This is a genomic window from Mesorhizobium sp. LMG 17147, assembly GCF_024297145.1.
Taxonomy (GTDB): domain Bacteria; phylum Pseudomonadota; class Alphaproteobacteria; order Rhizobiales; family Rhizobiaceae; genus Mesorhizobium.
This window is the reverse complement of record NZ_JANCTC010000018.1, coordinates 81,278-92,159: the sequence shown is the minus strand read 5'-3', so window position 1 is coordinate 92,159 and position 10,882 is coordinate 81,278. Positions and strand designations below refer to the sequence as shown.

General features: G+C 59.6%; 10 protein-coding genes and 3 pseudogenes. 6 read left to right on the top strand and 7 right to left on the bottom strand.

What is annotated here, in order from left to right:
• Positions 1–301: 301 nt before the first annotated feature.
• Positions 302–511: pseudogene (locus NMG46_RS24450) on the bottom strand (acyltransferase); the annotation flags it as partial.
• Positions 512–1,683: 1,172 nt separating this feature from the next.
• Here NMG46_RS24450 and NMG46_RS24445 point away from each other — a divergent pair.
• Both NMG46_RS24445 and tnpB read left to right on the top strand, forming a co-directional pair.
• The gene (locus NMG46_RS24445) at positions 1,684–2,157 is read left to right on the top strand and encodes a transposase (protein WP_029356640.1); all 474 of its coding nucleotides are present in this window, start codon (positions 1,684–1,686) and stop codon (positions 2,155–2,157) included.
• 300 nt (positions 2,158–2,457) lie between these two features.
• Entirely contained in the window at positions 2,458–2,613 is a 156-nt protein-coding gene (gene tnpB, locus NMG46_RS29775) for an IS66 family insertion sequence element accessory protein TnpB (protein ID WP_084831567.1), read from the top strand.
• 46 nt (positions 2,614–2,659) lie between these two features.
• Here the strand turns inward: tnpB and NMG46_RS24440 are convergent, their stop codons facing one another.
• Positions 2,660–2,908: a tyrosine-type recombinase/integrase gene (locus tag NMG46_RS24440; protein WP_236372574.1), complete on the bottom strand. Its 249-nt coding sequence runs from the start codon at positions 2,906–2,908 to the stop codon at positions 2,660–2,662.
• Positions 2,857–3,225, bottom strand: a complete 369-nt coding sequence (locus tag NMG46_RS24435) for a tyrosine-type recombinase/integrase (RefSeq protein WP_254820039.1) — start codon at positions 3,223–3,225, stop codon at positions 2,857–2,859. Before NMG46_RS24435 ends, NMG46_RS24440 begins: the two co-directional genes overlap by 52 nt.
• A gap of 1,549 nt (positions 3,226–4,774) precedes the next feature.
• On the opposite strand from NMG46_RS24435, the gene NMG46_RS24430 reads away from it, so the two are divergent.
• Positions 4,775–5,191, top strand: a complete 417-nt coding sequence (locus tag NMG46_RS24430; protein WP_126038008.1) for a hypothetical protein — start codon at positions 4,775–4,777, stop codon at positions 5,189–5,191.
• A gap of 251 nt (positions 5,192–5,442) precedes the next feature.
• Here the strand turns inward: NMG46_RS24430 and NMG46_RS30025 are convergent, their stop codons facing one another.
• The 4 genes and pseudogenes from NMG46_RS30025 to NMG46_RS24405 form a co-directional block, all read right to left on the bottom strand.
• The gene (locus NMG46_RS30025) at positions 5,443–6,225 is read right to left on the bottom strand and encodes a redoxin domain-containing protein (protein WP_245457195.1); all 783 of its coding nucleotides are present in this window, start codon (positions 6,223–6,225) and stop codon (positions 5,443–5,445) included.
• 40 nt (positions 6,226–6,265) lie between these two features.
• Positions 6,266–6,652 carry a DUF411 domain-containing protein gene (locus NMG46_RS24415; RefSeq protein ID WP_240992590.1) on the bottom strand — a complete coding sequence of 129 codons (387 nt, stop codon included), beginning with the start codon at positions 6,650–6,652 and terminating at the stop codon, positions 6,266–6,268.
• A gap of 52 nt (positions 6,653–6,704) precedes the next feature.
• Positions 6,705–6,827, bottom strand: a pseudogene (locus NMG46_RS24410) (multicopper oxidase domain-containing protein); the annotation flags it as partial.
• Between the two features lie 375 nt (positions 6,828–7,202).
• The gene (locus tag NMG46_RS24405) at positions 7,203–8,132 is read right to left on the bottom strand and encodes a TauD/TfdA family dioxygenase (RefSeq protein WP_029356654.1); all 930 of its coding nucleotides are present in this window, start codon (positions 8,130–8,132) and stop codon (positions 7,203–7,205) included.
• Between the two features lie 611 nt (positions 8,133–8,743).
• On the opposite strand from NMG46_RS24405, the gene NMG46_RS24400 reads away from it, so the two are divergent.
• From NMG46_RS24400 to NMG46_RS24390, 3 genes and pseudogenes are all read left to right on the top strand, one after another.
• Positions 8,744–9,001, top strand: coding sequence for a hypothetical protein (locus tag NMG46_RS24400; protein ID WP_029356656.1), 258 nt, complete (start codon positions 8,744–8,746; stop codon positions 8,999–9,001).
• An 8-nt stretch (positions 9,002–9,009) separates the two neighbouring features.
• Positions 9,010–9,285: pseudogene (locus NMG46_RS24395) on the top strand (pyridoxal-phosphate dependent enzyme); the annotation flags it as partial.
• 290 nt (positions 9,286–9,575) lie between these two features.
• A complete protein-coding gene (locus NMG46_RS24390; RefSeq protein WP_051695610.1) occupies positions 9,576–10,688 on the top strand; it encodes a TlpA disulfide reductase family protein in 1,113 nt (370 codons plus the stop codon).
• Positions 10,689–10,882 lie beyond the last annotated feature (194 nt).

Genomic DNA, 10,882 nt, shown 5'->3' with positions numbered 1-10,882 from the left:
CAAACCCAGCGAATCGAACCCGAGCGCGTCCAGTTCCGTGGCGATTGTTATCTCGCCGACGAATGACGCAGGCATTCCCTCACCGCTCTCCGACTCGGCGCGTTTCTTGATCAGGGCAATGACGTCCATTGCGAATTGATCGGCCATTCTGTTTCCTATCTTTCTTTCCAGCGTTTCGACCTGGACGCGGCTCCGTTCCTGAGGCGCGCCGCCTCGCGAAAATAGCCACCACGCTTGTGCGACTGACAAAGCCCAATGCTCATAAAGCCGGATCAGGTCCGGCCGGTGTGTGGCGTAGGTGCAGTATGACGATGTGAGCCGCTACACCGTGCGCGTCGTAGCCGATTGCGCGGGCTTCCGGTCTCGCGCCGGCCCAACTGCGGCCGCTTTCGAATGACTTTGCGTGGAAGGTTCCCAGTCTGTCCATAGGCTCGGAAGAAGTCGGACAGTTTGACATGGCCGGTCAGTTGCAACTCCCTTTCCCAGCACTCCACTGCCCGGTAGAGCGCATGAAAGTTCTCCTTTCGGGCAGTTCTTAAGACGCTCGCCACGCCATGAGGCAGTGGGGCATCGGTGTGCGTCAGGTGCTTCTGCCCATGCAGGATTCCACAACATTGATGAAATCGTTTGTTTCGATGAAAGGCATCCACACTTTGGATAGTTGACCACGCGTTTCAAAGATCGTGAACTACATCTCGTCGTTGTGCTCGACGCACTTCCGACAAGTAACCTCACGGGCGCGGCATGCAGGATGAGCCCAGCCGGTCATGAGTGCGGCCTTGCCGGGTCGGGCAATAGGCAGTCATGCCCTTCCTTCTGGTCAAGCACTCCGAAAAACATTTCCCCCATAAATGCTAGATCTTCCGTTGCCTTTTCGCGTCACAGGCCGTCAAACGCCCGGCCGTTCACAACAGTGATCCGGCAAGTGTTTGGCTGCGCGAGACGATGCTGCAGGGAGTCGTCCTGCATGGCACTTCGCTATGATGCTGCGGTGCCGTCTAACGGCGCCTCGTGTTTGAACACACTGAACGGCCACCGCGATCAAAATCGATGGTTCGAGGACCGTTGATCATCACCCCGCCAGCCTCGATCTTGTTTGCCGCCACGAGAGCGACACAGAGACTGCTGGTGAAGATGCCCGCCTGCCCGCTATGTTCCGGATGGTTGACCATCCCGGATGGACCCATCGAGGGTGTCAAGGCGAGCATGACCACAGGCGCGGACAGTTCACGGGCAGGCGCGACGGTGGCTGCAAAGCAACGTCGCGCCAGCATGCGATCTCAGCAGGATCGGCACCATCCTGTCAGGGAGCAATGCGAGTGGCTGGCTTAGCCGCTGCGACGCTGCCCGGCATCGATGACGAGGACCTGGCGCCGTGCGAGGAGCAAGAGTAGACGGATAGTATGCGCGGGAGTGGCGACCGACCACCTTGTTTCTAAGGCAGACTGAAAGCGGCTCTTACCGGGCGGCTACGCTGTTTCAGAGACTGGGGCGTCGTGCACATCCAGCCGATACTCTTTGTTGCGGATTGCGAACCGATTGCATTGCCGCAGTTACTGGCATCATGTTAACGCGTCGGACGGCGACATTGGCGAGCACGGTTTTGTGGCCGCAGTTGACAAAGCCCATAAGTTCTAGATGCTGCGTGCTAGAATAGATGTTTGAAATCGCAGGGAGTTTCTGATGTCCAACCTTAAGGAAACTGAGGCAACCCAGGCAGCAGGCGAGGTGCCCGTGAAGGAACAGACACCCGATATAAAGGCGCCGAAGACGCGGAAGCGGACCGCGCAGCGCGCAGGTGCTATACGAACCAGAGCCGCCAGCTCGGCTCTTCAGGCGTCTTCATCTAAAGCGATCGCTTCGCCTACAGTCCGGGCAGCGCGGAGAAATTACTCTGAGAACGAGCGTGCCCAGAAGCTCGGCGAGATCGAGAAGCAGATCGGACGGGGAGAGAGTATCAAGGCAGCCGTTCAGAACGCTGGAATATCGGAACAGACGTACTATCACTGGAAAAGGGCTGCTGGGCAGACAACACAGAGCGATGAGCTCAAGGATCTTGTGAAGCTTGAAGAAGAGAACGCCCGTCTGAAGAAGCTCCTCGCTGACCGGCTCCGGAAAGAAAACGCCGAGCTCAGGAAAAAGCTCGGGCTTGCTTGAGCCCTTTGCCGCCATAGGCAAAAAGCCCGAGGGGCGACTTACCTGAGCTCCAAGGTGACCTTCCTTTCTTCCTGTGACACAGCGAACAGCGTCGCGCCCCAGCAGCCGATACTGGCGCAACAAGCTGTTTCGACCTGAGACCGGGCAGCCGGCAACTGAAGACGTTCTTGACGAACGCGCCCAGCCGCTCCCGCCGCCAGTGGTGATCGAGCTGGAGGTCGCCGGCAAGGTGCGGCTGCGGATTCCACTGACCACGCCGCCAACACTGGCAGCGGCGATGGTGAAGGCGCGGGGCGTTTCATGATCCCGGTCCCGAGCCAGGTGCGGATCTGGTTGGCGGTGGGCCGGACCGATATGCGTCGCGGAATGCAGCGTCTCGCTCTGCAGGTTCAGGAGACATTGGGCCGGGATCCGCATTTATGCGTCGGGCGAGATTATGTGGCGGAGCCGCCCTGACCCCTTCGGACCGGCCAAACCCAGCTTGCCTCCGCCACATAAACATTCAGATGGAGTTCAGCAGTTGCAGAACGGAGTCATTTGGTCGGAAACGCACGCCGTGATCGCCGGTGACGCCCGCCTTCTCGAGTCCATTGCGCATCATCTCTACATCCGCTGTGGCATAGCGGTGGGTCGTGGCGACCCGTGCATGCCCGAGCCAGGCTTGGATCGTCAAAAGGTCCACGCCGGACTGGAGAAGCTTCATGGCGAGGGAGTGCCGGAAGATGTGCGGCGATATGGGCTTGTCGGCCAAAGCCGGTCTGGTAGGCCCGGCGCTCGTTGCGGGCGCCGAGGAATATCGGTCGCGGCTCGTGATGGGCGATCCCGCGCTCGCTCAACAAGGATGTCAGCGCCCGCAGCCGGGTCCTTAGCAATGGGGACGACGCGGTCTCTACGCCCTTTGCCGCGCAGCAGCACTTGTGGGTGCGGCCGCTCCAACTGAAGGTCGTTTGCGTTGACGCCGGTGGCTTCGGAGGCCCGGGCGCCGGTTCGTGCCAAGAAGAGCAGAAAGGCTCGGTCGCGCCGACCACGGGGCGTCTTTGGATCGGGCGCCGCGATGAGGGTGTCCACTTCGGCCGTGGTGAGGTGGTACGTCACGTCAATGTGCGTCCGTTTAATGGGAATCGTCAGCACGCGTTGGGCGACGCCGAAGGATGCTGGGTCGGCGGCAGCGACGTGGCGGAAGAAAGATCGGATCGCGGCCAAGCGGGCGTTGCGCGTGGTGACGGAATTGTTCCGCTTCTCCTCGAGTTCGTCGAGAAAAGCGAGAACGAGATCTCGATCAGCTCTTCGAGCGCCAACGCCCCCGGCTTCTTCCGCAATCGGGCGGCGGCAAAGAGGATCAGCATGCGCAAGGCATCGCGATAGCTGGCCACGGTCGCGGGAGTCGCATTGCGCTGCTTCGTCAGGCGCCGGCGGAAATAGGACTCCAGGAGCGGCGCTAGGAGTAGGTGTTAGCTCATGCTGCTCCTTGAGCGCGCCGCCATCGAGTGCCACCTCGGCTTGATCAATCAGATCAACGAGGCGTTGACGGTGGTCGAGGCGGATATCGCGGTGCATGCCCACTAGGATCCGACAATCCGTCGCCTGATGACGTTGCCTCCGACGTCACCGTGGGTGCGAACGTTGCCGCGGCAATCGGCAACATTCGGCGCTTCAGCGATCCACAGAGGCTTGTCGCCTACCTTGGCTTCTTCCGAGCGTGCGGCAGTCGGTGAGGGACCGGCCTATCATGGCCGCATCACGAAGCACGTCTCCTGAATCGAAACCTCTATCCGATCGACGAACGCCTCAAGTCTCGCAGGCGAGCAGGGCCGGGCGGGTCCAGATGTAGTCGGTATCCTAATCATCGCCGAGCGTGTTTAGCTTGGGTCGCGCAGAAAGGTGGATGGCGTGAGCGCGCTGAGATGGATCGCCATTTGGGCTAAACGACGGGCCGGCTGACTGGTATGCGCGTTCAATTGATCTGGCGCCTTAAATGCAGGAAGGCTTCGCGGCCGGTACGAGGCGCATCCCTCCTCCGAAGCACGCCCAAGTATCATCACAAGCCCCGAGCGCTCGCGTTCGGCGATGTCCAATTTCCGACAATGTCGAAATACAGTCAGATCTGCTGGATTGACTTTAAATGGTTTTCTCATTTGGCACAGCGCATGCTGGTTATCCGCAAACACGTGACCGACCAACAAGAAGTCGCATGATCACCTCACCAAAACATACAGCCGCGGAACAATCACTTGGCCCGAACTTGCTTATCGCCCTCCCCGTCACCACAACCGGAGCCATCGATGTCTGACGGGCTGCGACCGCGCTTGCCCGGTGACGACCGCTCCGGCTCCGCCCGTTACCGACGAGGCAAAGTGACGGATTTCCTGCTTTTCAACGACATGGAGGTGGTTGTCATTCCCGCTGGGGGACAGACTCGGCCTGTTCAAGGCATTGCGCGAAGGCGGCAAGATGACGGCCACCCGTGCGCGAACTCAAGGAGCGCAGCCTGTATCGTGTATCAGGCAAATAGGCCGTCGGTCAGTGACCTTGACACAGGGGACATGCGCAAGGTCCTGAAGTTTGATGTAGCGATGGAAGGGTGCCAATGACAACAATAGCTTACAGGAACGGAACCATGGCTGGCGACGGCCGAGCCTTGGGTTTTGACTCAGTATCCGTCGGTGAGAAAACGAAGGTGTTTCGCTTATGCGACGGCACACTCATCGGCGTTTCCTCTTCGTCCTTGGGTATTCCAAAGGCCGTTCGAGACTGGGTTGAGAAGGGCATGGATGTTTCTGATATTCCTGTGCCGCGCAACAACGACAATTTTGACTTTGAGGCGCTGATAGTGCGCAAAAATGGGGAAGCCGTACTGTTGGACGGCAATTGGCTGCCAAGTGATCCCGTGAAAGGTGAATATTATGCCATCGGGAGCGGCAAGCAGTATGCTTTGGCCGCGCTGGTTTTGGGCAAGTCAGCTAAGGAAAGCGTCGAAGTTGCCGCGAAACTCGACGTTTTGACTGGTGGCACAGTCACTGCCATAACTCACTAAACCCGCCTTTCGGCGGGAGTGTGACAGTGCGAGCGTGGAAGTAGGGCGCCACCCCGGGGCACGTCGAGCCCTGTCATCTGCTTGCGTTGTTGGACACTGTGAGCTGGTCCATAAGCGCGCGAAAGCGTCCAGTTGTGGCCAAAAGCACGATTTGCGACAGAACCGGCCCGCTTCTATGAGTATGGGCCGCTTTTTGCGGCCAGCGTGCTTGCCATCCTGCCGCCAGTGGCCGTCGCGTTCTTCTTCCAAGGTTACCTCGTCATGAAGTAGAGCACCACGATCTTGTCGGAGAAATCGGAAAGGCGGACGGCCCTTCCGTCCGCGTCGGCCAGTTCGAAAGGCGGCGCGGCCTGCTCGTCGATCGCCTGGAAGAACCTCTCCGCGCTGTCCATCATCTTGTCGAGATCGGCGCCCGGATGGTGGGCCAGCGCGGAGGTCGCGAGGATCAGCGCCAGAAATTGAATCGCAAGCGACGGTTTCGCTTTCATGGACAATGCATTCCGGTTGGGGGCGTTCGAGGGCTCCGCGGCTAGGATTGGTCTCACTGTGTCTGCTCCCGCTCCCGGCGGCTCATCTGCCTGATAGGCGCGTTCCCGCTCGGGCCATGTGCTTTTGATGAAGGCCAGAACGGCCCGGATCTCCTCGTCGGTGAGGACATTCCCGAAGCCCGGCATGTCGCTCTGGTAGCCGCCGCCGACGACCGCGGCCGGTCCCGGCGCCGGCATGCGTCCCGAAGGCAGCGGGCTTTCCAATCGCGCTGACCTTCGCCTGGCTAAAACCGTCTTGCCTAGCGCTATCGCCGCGGCCGGGGCGCCGCCACCGGCCATCCGGTTGGCGAGCCAAGGCAATGTCCAGACCAATCCGAGGCCTGCCGCGGCCACGCATCGATAAGAGGACCGACGCCCTTCTCCTTTGCCGCCGCTGGAGAACAGGTACTTGATCAGCGCGGCCGCCCCGAGGACGAGCACGACGACGACAAGCAGCCACACCAGGCCCATGCCGAACATCATCATGCCGCTCATGCATTCCATCATCGAAGCCTCCTATTCCGTGGCGTAGACGCCGCCGGTCCCGTCAGACTTCCGGATTTCGAGAATCTCGAAGGGCGCTTCCTTCGTGCCACTCATGCCGGGGGAGCCCATCGGCATGCCGGGCAGCGTCATGCCCGTTGATGTCGGGCCGCTCGGTCAAGAGCTTGTTGACCGTGCCGACCGGCACATGGCCGCTCACCACATAGCCGTCGATGAACGAGAGAAGGCAGCCATCGGCTTCCGGCGGAATGCCCTCTTCGCGGCTCATGGCGAAAAGGTCGTGCGTCGGCCTTGACGGTGACAGCGAAGCCGTTTCCTGCAAATAGCCGGCATAACCTTCGCAGCAGCCGCATTGCGGGTTCTTGTAGAGCGTGACGTCCTTTCGCCGGCGAACGCCGGAGCGGCGCCTGACAGGATCGGGCGAGGACAAGAGCTATCAGGGTATTGGACATTTTTGCTTCTCCTTCGGCTTGTGGACTGGTCAGGCGACCGGCCGCCTGGTGTTCGAGAACGTGGCAGTGGAACATCCAATTGCCGGGATTGTCGGCGACGAAGGCGATCTCGACCTTCTCGCGCGGCGAAACCAGCGCCGTGTCCTGCCATTCGTGTTGCTGGAATCGATTTTGCGGAAGTAAAAAGGCCCCGGCGCTGGGTCGGCGCGCAGGGCCTTCAGGCATGTACGAGATACCAGCATGTCCAGTTATGATCGTGCGCTATCATAATGAACAAACGGTGAATGATCGCTATCCGAGGTGCAGGGCGGGCGAGATGGTGGGGGCGGTGGGGGACCTGTACCGCTGCAGCGGGGCCACGAGCAGCGACTCGAGCCATGCGCCACGCTGCAGGACCTCGATTTCGGGCCAAGCCTCGAGCCCGCAACTCGCCTTGCTTCTCGGAAATCATAAGGCTCTGTGGGGCGGTTAAGCAGCGCGATATGGCCGCGGCGATACGAAGTTTTCATTTTTACCCTGTTCAGACGGTCAGGCTGCCTTCGCCGCCGGCTTGGCTGCCTTGACACGGGTTATACTGCGGCGACCGTCGACGCCGATCGGAACGTCACCGTCAACCGTAGCGCGACGCACAACCCGGTGCTGGTCGCCATAATCGTTGACCGCATAATGCTGGGTAGCACGGTTGTCCCAGATAGCGACGTCGCTTACTTGCCAGCGCCACCGCACGGTATTTTCCGGGGCAGTGACGTAGGACTGGAACACCTCGTAGAGTTTGGCGGAATCGCTCTTGGAAAGGCCGACGAGGCGCTGCACGAAATTGCCGAGCAGCAGCGACTTCTCCCCGGTTTCCGGATGGACGCGCACGACCGGATGCTCGGTCTCGTAGATCGTCGATGTGAAGACTTCCTCGAAGTGCCTCTTCTCTTCGGCTGTGGCGCGCGGGCGCACGGCTGCGTAGTCGTAGGCATTGCTATGAATAGCCCACAGATTGTCCGCCAATATTTTGAGCGGCGCCGGCAGATTCTCGTACGCGGCGTGCGTGTTGGACCAGATCGTGTCGCCCCCCGCCGCCGGAATGACGACGCCACGTAGGACCGAGAATTTCGGATAGGCATCGACGAAAGTCACATCGGTATGCCACTGGTCTGCCCTGCCACCGCCACGGCCGGAATCGAGATTGAGGATTGAGGCCGTGCCGGCTGCCGGCCCCTGCGTGGGATGAGGTACAAGGTCACCCAGACGCCGCGCGAACAATTCCTGCTCCGCATCGTCGAGATGCTCCTGGCCGCGGAAGAAGATCACCTTGTGCTTTAGAAGAAGCTGGTTGATGGCTGCTATCGCTGCGTCCGAAAGGTCTCCGCCAAGGCGAACGCCTCTGATTTCAGCTCCGACACGGCTGGTCAGCGGTACAACGTCGGAGTCAAGAATGGTCCGGTTGACAAGGACTGGACTGCTCATGGGTTCTCCTGTTTGATCTTGAAAGGGATAGCAAGTCACATCCGGCCAGCGGATGTCCGCGCTGCGTTGAAAAGTCTCATCGCTAGTCGACAGAGCTATCGAACAGGATAATTGACGTAAACTATAGAAAGAATGTTCTAAATTAAACTGGCTCGACGAAAGAGCAGTCTCCGTTGCTCCGGTCTCGGTGTTGAGTTCTCTAAGGCTGCGCCACACCTTGGTCTCCACGCCGGCATATGATCTCATTGTGCAGCCCCGTGCTCGCACGCCCCGTAGTGGCGAAACTAATTGCAAGCTGCTGCAACACGCCCCCCTGGCGGCCTGCACCGAAACGACGACAGGGGTGCATCTGATTAGCCGTGAACCCAGGTCTCAAAAACCATCCGGCGTGACGAGCGGACGCACCGCACGTGTGACACCCGCCTTGTGGGGCAGGGTTGCCTTTCTCAATCCCGGCGTTGGTCGACGTCCCAATGAGCAGCAAGCTATTATCGGCCGCCGAATCTTGGTGGCTTCGTCGAGAGCCTCAATCAACCAAGCGGCGAAAGCCTCGCTAGAGTCTCGCCCGCCTGTCGCTATGAAGCAGTTGCAGGCAGCGCTGCTTCAGGCGCATGAACTCGCCCGATGCAATGATTTCCGTTGCCCTGGGTCTTTCGAAGGGCACTGTTTCGATTCCCTTCTTCTTCGGCGCGCGGCTTGATGCCGACATACGGTTTCTTGACCTGCCGCCTGAACGGCTGCCGAAGCGGGTGCCCCGCCAGCGACCCCGACAATGCACTGTTCCGCAACTGCTGAAGAGCCGACTGCGCTCGCATCCCGATGCTGCGCAACGGCACTATGCCGACATTCTGGAGACCGCAGCCGCATGAGCCTCGAGATGTTCCGCCGACCGTCGACAAAGGCGTCCTCTCGCCTGCGTCCGCCATTTGCGTCAGTGCTCGATCTGATTGGGGAGACGCCGGTCGTCGAACTGAAGAGCTTCGATACCGGCAGGTGTCGTCTCTTCGTCAAGCTCGAAAGCCAGAATCCCGGCGGATCGATCAAGGATCGCATTGCGTTGTCGATGATCGTTAATGCCGAACAGCGTGGCCAGCTCGCGCGGGGCGGTACAATCATCGAAGCGACCGCTGGCAACACAGGGCTCGGCCTGGCCTTCTGGCGGCACGAAGCGCGTGATCGCGTGTCCAAAAGCTGACAGCGTCAGACAAATGTCAGGTTCATTACAACCAACATCTGGGCACTGTCGAGGTTTTTCGAAGCAATGGGCGCTAACTGCGCGCTGAGCGCGTTGGCATGGCTTTTGAGACTGAGTGACTGTGACTGCACTCAATGGGGCAAGACGAGCGATCCGCTCCTCCCTGAACCCGTGTGCCGTCTCTGAGAGGAAACCAGCTGGTGCAGAAACCTTTGGAAATAGCTTTGGACCGCAACGTGGTATTGCAGATGGAGTCCCCGGCTCCTTCGATTAAAGTCGAGAACTGGCTGCGTGGCGAGCCCCTCACCAGCTTTGAGCCCGGCAAAGTGTGCATAGTCGAATTTTGGGCAACTTGGTGCGGCCCGTGTGTGGACGGGATGCCCCATCTGATCCAGTTGCAGGAGAAATACAAGGACAACGGCGTTGAGATCGTCGGAGTCGCGGCTTCTGAAGACGCTCCAACGGCCGACGAGGCCCGAAGCACGTTGGACGCTTGGTTGACCGAAAAATTCCCGAATCTGAACTATCGGATCGCATTCGACTCCACAGGCGAAATGGACAAGCTTTGGATGGAGCCCAGCTTTTCTTACGGGGTCCCGACCTCGTTCGTGGTCGACCGAGACGGCCACATCGCCTTTATCGGTCATCCGACGCAACTCGATGAGGTTTTGCCGAAGGTGCTTAACGGCAGCTGGCGCACCAGCGATCAGGCAAAATCCGCCGATACGGAGCGGATTGCGGAAGGCGAAACCATAGCGCGCGAACAAGCGCTGACCAAGCCCATATACGACAAACTTCGGCCGGCAATGGAGGCCGAGGATTGGAAGACGGCGCTCTCGGCGATTGAAGAAGGCATCGCCTTGATACCGGACAAACTCAACTTCCGAGTGAGTCATGTCAATCTGTTGCTTCACAGAATGCGCGACATGCAGGCCGGCTTGCCCGTAATGCGCCAATTCGTTCGCGACGCGATCGACAGAAAGTCCGAGGGATGGATGTATTGGGCGCTATACCAACTCTTCGCGCCGGGCTTTGATTATTCCGGCTTTCCGTCTGCTGAGCGCTTCGCGATGGGCGAAGAGCTGTCCAAACACATCGTGGCACTGCCGCAAGGCGGCGGCTCTAAGTTCCTGTCTTATCCGGTGGTCGCTCAGTACTATCATGAGAGCGGCAACAAAGATCGCGCCATCGAGTTGCTCGAGCAGACACTGAAAGCGCTGGAGGGTCCGGAGCCTGTCTCGGACGACCTGAAACAGCACCTTCTACCCGAGTTGCTGCAGGCTCTGGCCAACTACAAGGGTGAGAAGGTTTGTTACGGCGCTCTCTGTGTGGCTCCGCAAGAGGATTTTCCCAAAAGGTGAAAGGGGGCGGCCAAGGAGGAAACCAAAGAGGGGCGATAGTCGAATGGCTTACTGGCCAATTCGTCCATTTCCCTGACGTGGTTGTACAAATAGGCCGGCCCAGGCGTCCAGCCCAGCCTCGCCGTTATCCGCAAACACGTGACCGAGCAAGGAGAAGACGTGCCTGATCAACTCACCAAAACATACTGCCGCTA